Raw genomic sequence first — 15,731 nt, forward strand, 5'->3', positions numbered from 1 at the left:
ACTGCAACCAAAACGGCTCCCGCGGGAGCCGTTTTTCATTGTGCAGCGGCCGCTTCAGCCGCGAAACAGCGCGACCTTGTCAGAGGGGCAGGCTGCCCCACCTGCCCCTCTGACCGCGATGGCGGGATTGCCATTCTGAATGGGCAGTCCCCGGATGCTGAGCTGGCCCGGCAGACAAATCAGCACGATCAAAACCGCCACCAAGACAGGTCGCTCTATCGCCGTTTTGGCGAGATTCATTCACTCTCCCTGAGTTGTTGTTATCGGCCATTCCGCTGGCCTTGCTTCCAGCCTCCAGGCTGGGAGGTGGAAGTCATCGCGGTTGTAAATGCATGGTGAACAAACAAAAAAACCGGCCAAATAGGCCGGTTTCTCATGAGGTTCCGTGACTGCGATAAACTCAGGCGGCATGCACCACTGGGTTCGGTTGAGACAGACCTTCCAGCTCGCCCGGGGCGAAGTTGTCTACCTGAATCGCTTCGTAGCGCAAGGCATCGGCGGCCAGCAGTTTGTCCGCTTCATCCTTGCTCAGGATGGAACCGGCAAGCGCGGCGGCAACCAGCTCGGGCAGTGCCATCTTGCGGGGCAGTTTGCCCTCTTTCTGGGCCTGCACCAGCTTCTTCTCGTAGGGCTGTACCGCCACCATGGCCAGGAAGGCACGATCCATCAGACCGACCGGATCCGCGTCGTCCTTGCCGACATAACAGAGGGCGGTCAGACGGTCGCGGAACTCGCCCGGCTTCATCATGGCCAGACAGATGGCGTGGCAGCGATCGTCTGCCGGCATTTTGTAGCCAACGCCGAGCGGGAAGACGACCCGCTTGAGCACGGCACCCACCACCTTGTTCGGGAAGTTCTGGAAGAAACCTTCGAACGCCTTGCCAATCAGGTAGAGGTTACGTTCCACCGCGTACTGCACGAACGGCAGATCGGAGACCATACGACCCTGATCCTCGTAATGCTTGAGGGTGGCGGAAGCCAGATAGAGGTGGCTCAGCACATCGCCAAGACGGGCGGATATCATCTCCTTGCGCTTGAGCTCCCCACCTAGCATCAGCATGGAGACATCGGCACAGAGCGCCAACCCTTTACTCATGCGAGACAGCTGCTTGTAGTAGCGGGCGGTTTCACCAGCCACAGGTGCACTATTGAACTGACCCAGGGTCAGCCCCTGGAACAGGGCGCCGAAGAAGTTGCCGGTGCCGAAGGCGATGTGCTTCATCAGCAGGGCGTCGAACTTCTCGAGCCCGCGCTCCACGTCGGTGTCGGCGGCCGCTTCCAGCTCGGCAAACACGTAAGGATGGCAGCGGGTCGCCCCTTGCCCGAAGATCATCAGGTTACGGGTCAGGATGTTGGCCCCTTCCACCGTGATGGCGACCGGAATGCCCATGTAGGCGTAGCCGGTGTAGTTTTTCGGGCCCAGCTGGATGGCACGACCGGCATGGATATCCATGGAGTCATCCATGATCTGGCGGGCCATTTCTGTCATGTGGTACTTGGAGATGGCGGTGACAATCGCAGGAGCCTGACCGAGGTCCAAGGAACCTGCCGTCATGCGACGTGCCCCTTCCAGCTGATAGGTGAGGCCGCCGATACGGGCCAGCGCCTCTTGCACCCCTTCAAACTTGCCGATGGACATGCCGAACTGTTTGCGCACGTAGGAGTAAGCGCCCACGGTGCGGCTCGCCATATGACCACAGGCGGTGCCAAGGGCAGGCAGCGAGATGCCGCGACCGGCGGAGAGGCACTCCACCAGCATGCGCCAGCCGCGACCGGCGTAATCCGGGCCACCGATGATCCAGTCGAGCGGAATGAACACATCCTTGCCGAAGGTCGGGCCGTTCAGGAACGCCAGACCCATGGGGTAGTGGCGATCGCCAACCCGCACGCCCGGGTGGCTGGTGGGGATGAGCGCGCAGGTGATGCCGAGCTCTTCCTTGTCACCCAGCAATTTTTCCGGGTCATAGAGTTTGAACGCAAGTCCCAGCACGGTGGCGCGCGGCGCCAGGGTGATGTAGCGCTTGTTCCAGTTGAGGCGAATACCCAGCACCTCTTCACCCTTGTGCATCCCTTTGCAGACGATCCCCTTGTCAGGAATGGCGCCCGCATCCGAGCCCGCTTCCGGCCCAGTCAGGGCGAAGCAGGGCACCTCTTTGCCATTGGCCAGCCCAGGCAGCCAGAAATCTTTCTGGGCCTGGGTGCCGTAGTGCATCAGCAGCTCGCCCGGGCCGAGGGAGTTGGGCACCATGACGGTGACCGCCACGCTCAGGCTCTTGGTGGCGATGCGGGTGACAATGGTGGAGTTGGCAATCGCCGAGAATTCACGGCCGCCGTAGGATTTCGGAATGATCAGGGAGAAGAAGCCTTCCTTCTTCAGGTAGTCCCACACCGGCTCCGGCAGGTCTTTGGTTTCGTTGACGATCTTGAAGTCATCAACCATGGCGAGCAGGGTTTCGACCTGATTATCGATGAAGGCCTGCTCTTCGGCGCTCAGTTCGGCCTTGCCGTAACCGTGCAGTTTTTTCCAGTCGGGGTTACCGCGAAACAACTCGCCATCCCACCAGACGGAGCCGGCTTCCATGGCCTCCCGCTCGGTAGCTGACAAGGGCGGCAATATCTTTTTGAAGATGCCGAACACCGGACGGGTTACCACCTTTTTACGGATGGAGGGTACGCCGAGCACAACGGCAATCGCCAGCACCAGCAGGACAAGCAATGTGATCATACTCAAGTTCCTTCTATTTCACTGTTTCCGTTGATTTATTGTTGGTTGTTACACGGCCAGGGAGAGCCTGGTCGACTCCACGGGCGCCCCGACTCCGGACGCCAGATAAGGAATAACGTTGCGCACCAGCCCTTCCACATCGAGCTGTTGGCCAAAATCGGCCAGGGCGATGTCGCGTAGCGCATCGGCGGAGGCCATGGTGAACACGACCGTGCCCAGGGTAAAGTGCAGGCGCCAGAAGAGATCCGCCGGCGACAGGGCCGGATTGGCCTTGGAGATCGCCTGGGTTATCCGCATCAAGATCGGGCCATAGTGGGCGGTGATAAAGCGGCGTAGGTGACCCTGGCTGTCGATATAGCCGCGCCCCAGCAGCTGCATGAAGATGGCCGGACCGTTGGCCCGCACTGCCGAGAGTTTCATCAGCGGCTCGACAAAGCTCTCAAAGAGTTGCAGCAGTGTCAGCTGCTCCTGCTCCATCAAGGTGTTCAGGCGCGCATCCAGCTCAGGCATGAACAGGCTCAGATAACGGTCGAGCACGGCCTGGATCAGCTCCTTCTTGGAGCCGAAGTGGTAGTTGACCGAGGCCAGGTTGACATCGGCCTCGCTGGTGATCAGACGCAAAGAGGTATCGGCGAACCCCCGTTCGGCAAACAACACCTCGGCGGCATCGAGAATACGGTTTTTGGTATCGATTTTACTCACAGAACACCTCTCTTAAACGAATGTTTAAAAAGTACGTTTCACAACCTTTTATGTCAAGAGAATGTGAACAAGTGTTAGTGGAATGTTTTTGCTAAAAAATGGAGAACAAGGCGGGAACTTATCGGGCAAACAACACTCTATATCTATGCCACTGTAATTAAGTATTAAGTCTCGCCCGACCTGCTCCATGCTAGTTGGGCATTTTTTTGCCCTGCTGGCACTGGTGCCGATACGCGGATAAAAAAACCGTCGCAGGGAGCGACGGCGGGGAAAAAAAGGTTGCACCATCCGGATCCAACCCATCGATGCGAGTTCAGGCTTGCATCGATTCATCCATCATGGCGGCCAAGCGTGTTCAAACTTTGTCAACGCCCACGCAATTTGTGACAAAGTATGACAAGCCACAACGTGGTCTCGACCCGCCGCCTTTGCTATGCTGGCGCCTCACGCCAGAAGGGGAGAGAAGATGAAGTATACGGTCGATACCCACACCCATACCGTCGCCAGCACCCACGCTTACAGCACCATTCACGACTATCTGCCCATCGCCAGGGCGAAGGGGATCAAGCTGTTTGCCACCACGGATCACGGCCCGGACATGGCCGATGCTCCCCACTTCTGGCACTTCGTCAATCTGCATGTGCTGCCGCGGATAGTCGACGGGGTCGGCATACTGCGTGGCATCGAAGCCAACATCAAAAACATTGATGGCGAGATCGACTTCCCCGAACGTTACGAATCACGGCTCGACATGATCATGGCCGGCTTCCACGAACCTGTATTTCCCCCCTGCGATCAGGCAACTCATACCCAGGCCATGATCAACGCCATCAAGAGCGGTCGGGTCGACATGATAAGCCACCCGGGCAACCCCGCCTTCCCCATCGATATCCAGGCCGTGGTCAAAGCCGCCGCGGAATACCGAGTGGCACTGGAACTCAACAACTCCTCCTTCAGTCACTCCCGCCCGGGTAGCGAAGGAAACTGCCGCGCCATCGTAGAATCAGCGCGGGATCTGGGCGCCTATCTCACCTTCGGCTCCGACTCCCACGTGGCTTTCAGCCTGGGGGATTTCGAGCACTGTCATCGGCTAGTGACCGAGGCAAACTTCCCGCAGGACAGGATCCTGGCACGATCCCCACGCGCCCTGCTCGATTTTCTCGAGAGCCGCGGCAGAGCCCATATCCCGGAGTTTGCCGATCTCTGATCCCGACGCTAACTCCATGAGCCTATTCATAAAAAGAAGAGGGACTCATTGACTTGACCCACTTTTTTCGGGAATCTAGAGCCAAGCCGGTATAGCTCAGCTGGTAGAGCAACGCATTCGTAATGCGAAGGTCAGGAGTTCGATTCCCCTTATCGGCACCATATAAAACAAAGGGTTAGCTTCTAAGTGAAGCTAACTATTTGTGCATTTTGGATTGGGGTACCACGTGGGGTACCACATTTAGCAAGTGATAGACTTGTACCACTGTCCATCCAACTCTTTTTTAGCTTCTCGATGGGAGGAGAAAAGGGATAGGTGTTTTTGAGTAAACTTGGTGACCGCCTGAGCGGCTACTAGCCATGGATGGGGCTATCTCTCCGCCACATACTAATTCCAACCTGTTGATTAGGTTGGGATTTTTCGTTTATTTCCTTTTCCTGGTATGCCATTAGGTGTTAGCTGACATATTACCCGGATGGATTACATTGGACATCGATCCAGTCAGGTGTCCACGTATTAATGATGTTTCCCTCTCTTAGAGATTATATCAACCAAGGCAACGTAGCCTTGGCGCTATTCGAGATAGCTCCCGCGACAGCGAAGGTAAGCCACACGATTATCTACTCTCATTCCACCCAGACGTCATCAGCTCAGCGAAATCACGACGTGAAAGAACGTTCGAGCAGTCACGCCAATCCTTATCAGATGGAGCCATGGTTTCGGTGTAGCGTAGGTCAAAGCCATTGGCTTGCTTCTGAGCATTGATGTACTCATCCATTTTTTCACCCATAGTTTCAATGTCTTCGATCCATTCATCACGGATTGTATCTGGTAGAGAACCAAAAAGGTTGTAGCGATCCTGCATCCGTTCGGAAAGCTTTTCGTACACTTTTTCGTCGACGGTTTGTTCGTTGACAAGATTCAGCATATCGACTTTTTCGCGAACCTGTCCAAAGCGCTTGATACGACCGATCCTCTGCTCCAGGCGAGTAGGATTCCAAGGTAGGTCTATATTGATCAGTGTACCCAAGGTCTGAAGATTAAGGCCTTCACAGGCAGCATCTGTGGCGACCATTATTTCCAGCTGATGTTCTGCCACCATCCGTTTTAGCGTTTCGCGCTCAATATTTACGCTTTCACCTTTTTGATACAGGCGGCTGCGACCAGCGCCAGCATAAAGGCCGACCGCTTGGTCGGGGTAGCGTTCTGCAAGTGAATCGGCGACCCACTTCGCTGTGTCGTAATACTGGCTAAAAATAATGACACCATATTTCAGCCATTTTTCATTCTCGAGGTAATGAATGACAGCGTTGAGCTTGGGATCTTCGTCAATACGTTCTAGCCGAGAGATCATTCGTTGCAAAACGGCAATCTCTTCGGGGCTTTCGGCGGTGAGCTCTATAACCTGTTCGTCACTTTCTTCACGAACAGTTCTCCCTTCAAGCAGCATGCGCGCTGTATTCAATCCGGCTGCAATACTTGAGCAAATCCGCTGCTCCATCAGATTTTTCATGAAACCGCTGCCCTTTCCACTCTGCGCCAGGGCTTTGCCAAAGAGTCTGGCCTCCGAATAGGCTTGCCGGAAGTCCTCACTTGTTCTAAGTGCCTTACCCTCGAACAGACTATTAAACAAGTGGACTTCTTTCGCCAAGGCTTTCTCTGGATGAACATCCACACCAATACGCGGCAAAAGACCAGCATCTTCTAGGGCTACTCGCTTGCGCAAAACAATGTGACGGATGAATGGATTTTCCCGTTGAAAAAAACTGGCACTAGCAATGTCTCTATCTAACTCATCCTCAAGATACTCCAAGGAGTCCCTATGTAGGTCAGATAACGAACTATTAATATTCCACCGGTCATTCCGATTAATTAATTCAAGATCCTGACGCACAGAGCTAAATAAGCGGCGTGCAAACGGTTCATTAGTCGAATCTACGACAGGTAAAGGGGAGCGCAGCAGCTCCCAGGCAAAACTCGGTTTGGTGACACGTTGTTCACCAGACAAAATCGGTAGTACCTCTTGAGGTCGGTGCCATTTAGAGAAGTCGTTACCGAGTACGAAATTACCGTCCCCCTGATGCAGGATCCCAACCAAATCCCATAAATCTTCGGCGCGAGTCTGAATAGGGGTCGCGGTGCCTAAAATAACGTGATCGGAGCGCGCAGCAATCTCTCGCATAAACGCAAGCAGCTCATTGTGGGTGCCCGCATCTTTGCCGAAGCCTTGACGGCTTCGAGCTTTATGCGCTTCATCCAATATAGCTACACCAAAGCGTAATCCCAGCAAATATTGCTTTTCCAACGAGTCGCGCATCATCAGGCCAGTGGATACGATCCCAACACGCAGAGGGCACTTGGCAATATGCTCTTGCCCTGCTGGTGAAATAATTCTCCCTTCAGGATCCAGCCAAGCTTTCTTTTGGGTTTGCCACCGAGCACAAGGGATACCCAGTTTATCGATCATTTCCACCTGCCATTGTTCACACAGTGTGGCAGGAGCAAAAATAATGACAGGTTTGCGCTTCTTATTCTCGCGATCGCTGAGCAAGCATAGTGCGAGAGCCGCCGTCGCCATCGACAAGGTTTTACCCAGCCCGACTTCATCGGCAATCAACAAGCGCACAATACCATGGTTGTGGTAATGACGAATGCACTCACTCACAAACCCTTGTTGCCAAGGTTGCAAGGAGAACCCTTGGCGATAAAGTGGTGACTCAATAAGTGCAGCTGGGGCAATATCGTCATCTTCAGCAATATCTTCAAATAGCACCTCACGGCGATAACCTCGGCGTTTTACCTCACGGATAATAGCTTCAGGTAGAGGTCGAGCCGCATTCCACAAGTATTCAAACTCTTGCTCAATCCACAGCACCCCCTCTGGTGACTCGTCTTCCCAGAGAATTTCGTAATGGCGTTGCCAGCCACTACTGGTCTCGTTCATGGAGCCGATGAAGCCGATTTTTCGGCCATCGGCTAGCTCTATCACGCCAGCCTTACCGTGTAGAAAACCACAAACGCTATCAGGGGCGACGCGAATAACTTGGCCATGCTTAGCGAGAAAACTGTCCAACCGGCGATAGCGGTCACGATTGAGCAGACTTTCGGCTTCAATATCCTGCTCATTCCATCGACCAATCATCTTGGATTCGCGTAGCTGGGCTACCTTCAGGTCGTCGGGATGGATATCCACGTTGCAGACGATTTTTACATCGGGAATAGACTCAATCAGTTCGTTGGCGACTTCAAATAACGAGCTGGTAAAGTAACCAGCAATTCGCTTATAGCTGCGAGCACCTTTTAGGTGCTCCAGCAAGAAGCTACTGTCAAGTCTATGTGTACGTGATGAAAATCGACGAATGCTCATTACTGTGGAATCTCCATCCGCGGTGGTTACTCACCTTGTTGCTTAGTTGTTGTATCTACTTTATTGACCTAGCGCGCGCATATTTTTCAACCGAGCACCCAACACATCTGCTGCATCGCGAGTGGCTTGTTCGGGGGCTTTCTTTTCAATAAACGCTAGGATGTCGATCAATATTGGCCGCGCTTCCATAAAGTCTGGTAAGTCTGCCTGCAACTGGTTGACAACGGTTTGTGGCTCTTTCTCATTGAGAATCTGTTGTAACCCAATAACTAAATAGCCAAGCCAGGTTGAACCGATTTCGGTACTGTCCGTGAGATCTCGTGATGCAAACTCGGGGATCTGCTTCAAATGAGCCTTGTTGGCGCCCATGTTGCCCATAACCCGGCTGTAGTCTTCGACTCGGAAGGCCTTAGCAAAGTTCTGGTAGTTGTCGAGTTTGGTGGCACCAGTGGTTTCAATATCCATCATGCGCAAATAGAAACGCTGAATACCGTTTATTTTTTGCCAGGTATCTGAGCTTAAACCTTCTGGCACCAGTAAACTGTTTGCTGCTTCAGCGGCTTGTTGCACAATTTCATCTACGACGGTTACTTCACCCTTGGTGCGGGGACGCAAAGCAAAGCTGGTGACGTCTTCACCGCCAATATGGGTGTAAGAGGTCAGCACTTTTAGTGCGGCTGCATAACCAGCCATTTGCAGATCGGAATCGTTAAAGACAGGTTCGCCCAACTTGTCTTTCACTTCATCGTTTAGATGCATCATGGTTTCGATTTGGCGTTTTACTTCCGCTCGAACAGCTGGCAGCAATCGCTGCTTAAAGCCCGTGTTTTCACCAGCAGGACGCTTGCGCAGCATCAAGATAACCGTGCCTTGCACGTAACCGCCTTTTTTCAGTTCAGACGTTGTTTCTGTGGCAATATACCAAGCTCCGACAACCTGTAATCCTGACGCCCAGAAAATACCGATCATATCGGACCAAATACTGGTATCCTGGTGGGTAAACATTACGCACTGCATGCCATTGTCGGGCATATGGTCGGCCATGGCTTTATAGGCGTTGACCATACCTTTACGGAAGTCATCGCCAGAACCCTTGATGGCTAAGGCGCGGCGGGAATCCCAGTTCCACTGGTTGAATGGAACTGGTGGGTCTTTCCTAAGCCAGGATATAAAAAATTCAGTTATTTCGTGATAATTAACTGCATCTGCATAGGGTGGATCCGTAATCCAATATTCTGCTTCTTGGTTTATGTTTTCAGCACTGCACGAAGCTATACTAATGCTATTACTGGAAAGCTTCCTGTCAAGGAAATTAAGCTCCCATATTGGATAGCAAGAAAACGAGCTTCTCGTTCCATAATTGACAAGAACATTTAATGCCTGATTTGAAAACATATGACTGATAGATTCACGAGCAGCACCTGTTCCGAAGTAACAACCTTTGTTCAGCCAGTCTAACTGTTTTGCGAAACCTATCAGCAAATATGGGTACATTGCACTGGATGACATGGCTTTTTTAGTAAGTGCCAGAGTAAGGATGCTTCTGGCATCAAATAAGTGATGCCAGTGCGTCCAACCACGCTCCCGAGTTAGGCGTGTAGTTTCCGCACCCGGCTCGATTTCCATATCTGCGACATATCCTTTTGTCTGCCATTCATGTAAGTTATATTTTACAAACTGATGAACGATCTTCTCACGAGCTAGATCTTCGCTCGTAACGCTAGAAAAGTATGTCTCTTGCCTGCCAGAATTTATAGTCTCTTTTCTTATCCACTGTATAGCATAAAGTCTTTCTTGGAAAACATCGCCCTCTTGTGCATGGAAATCACTTTTTTCCCAATGACGCAATGCATTCTTTGATTTTCCATCTCGTTCTTTGTAATCTCCACGCAGTGTTTTAATTGGCGTTGAGTATATTTTTCCGTCCAGTTCGTAAACAAGGTTGCCTTTCTGGATTGTTCCATTGCTAGCTTTTTTTAACTCGTCGTTACTGACTCCAGATATAACATCAATATCAAACCTTTTAAATTCATAATTTGGAACCAGGTCGGCTATCACGTTGCGACTTGCCGAGATTACCCAAGTCGGTGACATCGGCACTCGCCAGCCAGTTTGCGGGCAAATTGTTTCAGAACAATACAAATATGCCTTGGCCCGATTTCCTTGTGAATCAACTTCAACTCCAAGTTCATTTAATTCTGACTCGACGAGATGTTTTACTCTCTCTTGCTCGGCAAGTAACTTCTCTTGCTGCTTTGTGTCAACGCCTAATACATTTAGGGCGCCCCAAGAAAGCATTAAAGCCACTGGATTTAGATCAGATGCGATGACATCAAACCCCACTCGAGCAGCCTCGAATGGGATCGATCCACCACCAGAAAAAGAGTCGCCAACTGTAGGAGTTTTGCCGAACCTTAAGATACCAAACTGACTCACTAGCTCTTGGTGACTATCTACACTAACGCCCAATTTTTTGTAATGGCGATTTACATGTTTCCATATATGTGAGTAAAGCCATTTTGGATCTATTTGCTCGCATCTTTTTCCAAGATTTGCTTTCTCTTCATAACCATCAATTGTTTTAAGGTATTGAGTAAGCAAATTTATTTTATCTTGCTCATCGATATCTCTACTCCAGCGAAGCTTAAATCCCATGGCATTGCTGTCGATTGGAAACTGAATCGATGAAACATCGCTAAAATCTGGATCGGTTATTTTTATATTATGAGAAAAGTAATCCCAAGGATTGTCCAGTGAAATACTTGAAGCGATATCGGTTGGTTTAATACTGTTTTGAATGTAAGCTCGCTTTGCTAGGCTTTCGATATCAAACCCCATTAGCATTTCGAATATTTCGAGATCCTTTTCTGCATCGTCTGTTTGAGGTAGTAAGCTACCAAGAACGATTGACCGCACTAGAATTAAAGGCTTTCGCCCTTTCCAATACGAACCGAGACCAGTAAGAGTTTGGCTTTGTACCGCTTTCCTCTCAGCTTGAGCTTCAATAGATATTTTTTGTGCTGGGTATACTGCCTCAATAAGTGCGGGCGTATCCTTAAGCGCGAATGGAGTCAATTCTGCCATTTACTTCTATCTCCAATCAGACCGAGACATAAAATTTTTATTTACACTTATGTTTCGGTCTGTGATTTATTTGGTTTTTATTATGCCGTAGCAATTAGCTCTCAAAATGCTAGCGTCATATGTTAATTTTTCTTTCCGTATCCTAGCTCTTTCAAGCTGTGGCCTTGTAGATCACGCCATGCATCCATACCACTGCGTGGATTTCCTGCAATCACACACGCGGCTGTACTGGGGCTTTGAAAGCGGTACTCGTGGGTAAAAGAATAGACATTCCCTTTTTTCACGAGTATGCCCTCATCTAACAGCTTTTGACGCAGTTCTCGAATTGCTGGACGAACAGATTTGGCGAGAGCGATGTTTGCTGTTGAGCCTTTTTTGACCAAGAACTCGGGGCTACTGATCTCACCTACAGGGTACCCTACAGCCTTAGCTTGCTTGGCCTCGTACAAGAATAAGACCTCTTCCGCAGAAGAGGTGTCTTGTTCAGTTAGATTAGGCTTGGGTGTACTGGCGCTATCGAGCGGTATCGAGTTATGACCATCAGCATATTGGGGAGGTGTATTATCATCGCCGACGAGTATCAACGCGTCATAACCGACGGATGGCGATTCTACTTCATGTGACTTTGATACACGGTCACTGTTGTAGGATACGTTGCTGTCTTGAGTGAACTCAGTTTGCTCGGCTTGAACAATATCACCCAGAGCATGACGCAAAGCGATACGCCAACCCACATCACGATCCTCAATACCACCACTACTTTTCGCAGTCATGCCAAATAACCACCAACGTTCCTCTGGACGAAGCGCTAACCAGTTACGTACTGCAACAGGGATATTATCAATTTCCATCCCTTCTACTGCCCAAGCCAGCACACAAAGCTCTTTACCCAGCAGACGGTCAACAACATTTTCTCCTACTTCCCAGCTGCTTGTATTCAAGCCATAGCTTTTCAAGCGAGCATTAAATGCTCGCTGTACTTCGGCTCGAATTGCGGCCCAGCGTGACCTGTCCAGTAGGACGCGATCAATCACAGAAAATTTTTCGCTTTGTGCCTGTAAGCCAAGGTGCTCGCTGATTTTCACTTCACCGTTATTGCTCTTGGGGATGACAACTTTAAAGTGGTGGGGGTCGCTGGTGGCAGGAACACCAAAGCCCAGCGTCGGATGCTTAGCCGCTGTTGTCGTTCTGCTTATTGGTGTCTTTGCCATATTGATAACCTCTGTGTTGGCGTGCTTAGTCGTCTTGGGTAATGTCGCCTGGCTTCAGCTCAATGCCGACCAACTTGGCGAACTCTTTTGCTTCAAAGCCATTTTCAAAATCGATACCGTCCCTCACCGCAATTGAGACATTGGCATCAGCTTCGTTCAGGACATCGCGCAGGTTGTTTATTGTTGCCTCGATCATCGCGGTAGTGATTTGGCGTTCTCCAAAGCGAATACTAACGGTCTTTTCACCTTCACCTATTTCAATGCGCACACCTTTAAAACGGGTGTTTGCCTGATCTTTGAACCGGTTAATGACAGTGAAGACCTTTTCTGTCGTATCCAGCGGAACCCGCTTGCTACTGTTTAAGCGTGCGGGCTTGGTGTCATCAATTTGAACCGTTTTGTCACCGCTATGTGGGATCTTGAAATCGGCGGTTTGCGTTGCTTCACCGGATTTTGCATAGACCAGCAAACGGGTTGCCTCTGAACCTATTTCGAACGAATTGGTATAGGGTTGACCGTCTTTTGGATTGCTGCCGTCCAGGGTGTAGCACAACTCAGCCTTAGGGGTACTCTGCAGTGTGACTTTGCGCCTATCGGCAAAAGGCTCAACTTGGTGTCTAATCTTTAGTTCGGCTACCCAGCGCGTTGGCTCGCCATTTTCGTATTTACCTGTTGGGTCAACGACCAGGAAGTAGAGTGTACCTTCGGTCGTGGCAAAGTTCTCCAAATCATCCACCTTCGGGTCTGAACTCGACACAGCGGCAGAGGATGAGTAATGGATGACAGGACTTTCACCTGCGTTTCTCGGTGTCAAGCTAAGCAGTGATTCGCTCGTATCTGGTGTTGTGCCTAGAAGCGAGACGTTAACGCTGGTTTTCTCTTTCGGAAATGGCCCCTTCTCAACGTAGCCATCTTCTCCTAATCGCCAACGCCCTTGTTTCAAGGCTTCGTTTTTTAGTGTATCCATACCGCTGACACCAGGCATCCAAGGCCAACCTGCATTGCATTTTGCTCGGTTAACCACATCCTTCCATGGCGTTCGGCGGTTGCTTGCACCTGAGGGCCACAATTCAGATTCGGCCATCGCAAAATACTGGGGGAAGTCGTCCTTCAGGTCAGCTGCCAGCTTATAGTTAGCTCTTGGGTCTGCCATGAGTTTTTCAATCTGGGCTTCAGCGGATTGGTCACCGTCCCCCGTCCTTAATCCCTGATCGATAGTCACTTTGAGCAAGCGCTCAGAACCATCTATCTCCTCGAGACCGGGGAAAAGAATAGTGTTATATGACGCAGACAAGGCTTTTATAAAACGCCCCTCAGCCTCTTCCAACCTGTCTCGTGCTTCCTCGAACAAGGTATCACCAGCTTTCAAGCGTTTATCTATTTGCTCGATTGCGTACAACTCCCGCAGGCGCTCTTCTACTGCATCAGCCATGATGCTGTCCTGCCCGGTCAGTACTAGCAGGTTGTTCTTCTCCTGCTGAAACTCAAAGAAGTTGTTCAGCTCGCTGGGATGCACTTTGCCATCAGGCTTGATCACGATCAGGACTCGTGGACCGCTCAATTTAAGTTCGTCCATGCGCGGAAGGATCTGTACTTCTTGATAGACGTTACGGCGGTTAGGTTGCAGGATACCTTTAAGCCGATTAATCAACGCTTGGTCAATTTTAGGCTGTGGAATTTCCTTTGCGTTTCGCTCGATCTGACGCGACAGGTTTTCGGTTTCTTTGATGTAAAAACGTTGATCTTCCCGATGCAAGTACCAAGCTTGCTCACGTAACTTTTGCAGTGTGTCGAGGAACTCATCAGCCTTACGGTTAGGTGCAGCCAAGAATTCAATCACTTCACTTTCTGACAGACCGATACGCCCACCAACAGCACGCGAGAGAGATGACGCTAAGAGCAGGGTCATTAGTTGACTAGCAGCATCGTTGCTAAGTTCACTGTCGATGTGTTCAGCAATGGCATTCCCCTTGTCAGCGATGTCTCTGGTCACAGCCGGAATCAACTTAGGTGAAATGCGTTCGATCTCATCTTTTACTTGTTCGTCATTGAGATCTAAATGCTGGGTGCCGATGAGGAACACATCATCGGTCTGACGCTGTGCCACACTTTTCAGTAGGCGAGCCGTGAACTGCATCAAACCGCGTGTTTGCCGGAAGCCTTCGTTTTCTTTAAACAAAGCAACCAAGTGCTTGAAAGAGGGGTGGAATGGGTAGGTCTCTCTTATCTGATCGGCGATTTGCTCGATGCTTGATGAGATGATATACCCACCATCTTCTGCCTTTTTGATTTGTTGGGCATACTCCTCCGCAACATCGCCAATGGTCTGTTCATCCGGCAGTTCATCAATCAGGCGTTTTTTTAGGATTTCATAGATCTCATTACCCGATAGTTGAACGGGGGTAATGGTCATCGACTGGCGGCGGGTTTCTTGCTGCAGATTCGAAATGGCCTCTTTGAGCGCTTTGGTTTGACCTTCATAACTCCCCGATAGGTTGGCAATGACAATACAGCAGTTGGGCAGTTCCAACGCAGCACTCATCAAAGAGCTAAGACTGTAGACAACCATGTCCGCAAGAGTGCCAGAACCATAGGCTTGTGTGCAGGCGTTTTGGAGATAAGGGGGGAGTTCGTCAAGCATAATCAGCGTTGGAGTGTCGCCGATTATCTCTTTCCATTTTTGCTGATCAACAGCCTTAGGGCCACCGACCCAGTGTGACTTGATTTTTTCGGGCTCACCGAGTTGGGTCGCAATATCCCCCCAGAGGTAGTTATCAGGGCTGTTACGGCCATTAAATGCGGCAATTCTGGCATTACCAAAGTCCAGTCGTACATTCAGGTCAGCAGGCAGAACTTCGGGGCGCAGATGGGCATGTTTTGCTAGCAGACCTAGCGCAATCATCATGTGGGTTTTACCGCCACCCATCGCTTGCGTGAGTTCAAAAACAGCTTGATCAGACTTACCAGACAGGCGAAGCATACCTTCGCGGAAGAGTTGCTCCATGCCGTGAGTAACAAAATTGCGAGCAAAAAACTCTTGGCCGTCGCCAGCGTCATTAATGAGATCCGCAAGGTTCTCAATCCCTTGACTCATTCGATAATCCTGAATGACAGGATTAAAACGACAGGCCTGCTTAACTGTCTTGATCATGCTTCGTGTTCCCCAAGTTGTTCCATTTTTCCGGGTTGCTCGATGGCAATACCACTTTTTTCACAATGCTCGCGGATCAATACCTCTACCATGTTTGCGATAGAGCGATGCTCAGCCTGCGCTGCGGCTCGCAATGCGTCTTTCAAGCCAGGATCGACTCGGATGGTAAGCGTTGCCGTCTTGGTGGTAGCCATTCCATTCTCCCAGAAATGCCTGCAAATGTACTGCAATATACTGTCTTGAAGATGGTTGGACAACTGAGACAGGCTTCTTTTGGAAATTGA

Annotated in this window: 9 protein-coding genes and 1 tRNA gene; 2 read left to right on the forward strand and 8 right to left on the reverse strand. The window is 50.6% G+C overall.

Features of this window, described 5'->3' with window-relative positions; genetic code table 11:
• Positions 1 to 54 precede the first annotated feature (54 nt).
• The 3 genes from WJM78_RS14670 to WJM78_RS14680 all read right to left on the reverse strand — a co-directional run bounded on the left by WJM78_RS14670 (position 55) and on the right by WJM78_RS14680 (position 3,427).
• On the reverse strand, positions 55 to 240 hold the full coding sequence (locus WJM78_RS14670) for a hypothetical protein (protein ID WP_042038602.1): 186 nt from the start codon (positions 238 to 240) through the stop codon (positions 55 to 57).
• A gap of 160 nt (positions 241 to 400) precedes the next feature.
• The gene (locus tag WJM78_RS14675) at positions 401 to 2,725 is read right to left on the reverse strand and encodes an acyl-CoA dehydrogenase (protein ID WP_339010121.1); all 2,325 of its coding nucleotides are present in this window, start codon (positions 2,723 to 2,725) and stop codon (positions 401 to 403) included.
• Positions 2,726 to 2,773: 48 nt separating this feature from the next.
• Positions 2,774 to 3,427: a TetR/AcrR family transcriptional regulator gene (locus tag WJM78_RS14680; RefSeq protein ID WP_042038599.1), complete on the reverse strand. Its 654-nt coding sequence runs from the start codon at positions 3,425 to 3,427 to the stop codon at positions 2,774 to 2,776.
• Between the two features lie 466 nt (positions 3,428 to 3,893).
• Here WJM78_RS14680 and WJM78_RS14685 point away from each other — a divergent pair, with 466 nt between their 5' ends.
• Both WJM78_RS14685 and WJM78_RS14690 read left to right on the forward strand, forming a co-directional pair.
• On the forward strand, positions 3,894 to 4,634 hold the full coding sequence (locus WJM78_RS14685) for a phosphatase (protein WP_339010123.1): 741 nt from the start codon (positions 3,894 to 3,896) through the stop codon (positions 4,632 to 4,634).
• Positions 4,635 to 4,719: 85 nt separating this feature from the next.
• Positions 4,720 to 4,795 (forward strand) — tRNA-Thr (locus WJM78_RS14690).
• A 455-nt stretch (positions 4,796 to 5,250) separates the two neighbouring features.
• On the opposite strand, the gene WJM78_RS14695 is transcribed toward WJM78_RS14690, so the two are convergent.
• The 5 genes from WJM78_RS14695 to WJM78_RS14715 all read right to left on the reverse strand — a co-directional run bounded on the left by WJM78_RS14695 (position 5,251) and on the right by WJM78_RS14715 (position 15,641).
• On the reverse strand, positions 5,251 to 8,001 hold the full coding sequence (locus tag WJM78_RS14695; RefSeq protein ID WP_339010124.1) for a phospholipase D-like domain-containing anti-phage protein: 2,751 nt from the start codon (positions 7,999 to 8,001) through the stop codon (positions 5,251 to 5,253).
• A 60-nt stretch (positions 8,002 to 8,061) separates the two neighbouring features.
• Complete coding sequence (locus WJM78_RS14700; protein WP_339010125.1) at positions 8,062 to 11,085, reverse strand: anti-phage-associated DUF1156 domain-containing protein; 3,024 nt, start codon at positions 11,083 to 11,085, stop codon at positions 8,062 to 8,064.
• A 122-nt stretch (positions 11,086 to 11,207) separates the two neighbouring features.
• Entirely contained in the window at positions 11,208 to 12,296 is a 1,089-nt protein-coding gene (locus WJM78_RS14705; RefSeq protein WP_339010128.1) for an anti-phage-associated DUF3780 domain-containing protein, read from the reverse strand.
• A 25-nt stretch (positions 12,297 to 12,321) separates the two neighbouring features.
• Complete coding sequence (locus tag WJM78_RS14710; protein ID WP_339010129.1) at positions 12,322 to 15,447, reverse strand: anti-phage-associated DUF499 domain-containing protein; 3,126 nt, start codon at positions 15,445 to 15,447, stop codon at positions 12,322 to 12,324.
• Positions 15,444 to 15,641, reverse strand: coding sequence for a ribbon-helix-helix protein, CopG family (locus WJM78_RS14715; protein WP_339010131.1), 198 nt, complete (start codon positions 15,639 to 15,641; stop codon positions 15,444 to 15,446). Before WJM78_RS14715 ends, WJM78_RS14710 begins: the two co-directional genes overlap by 4 nt.
• Between the last annotated feature and the right edge of the window lie 90 nt (positions 15,642 to 15,731).

The organism is Aeromonas popoffii (assembly GCF_037818705.1).
GTDB lineage: Bacteria > Pseudomonadota > Gammaproteobacteria > Enterobacterales > Aeromonadaceae > Aeromonas > Aeromonas popoffii.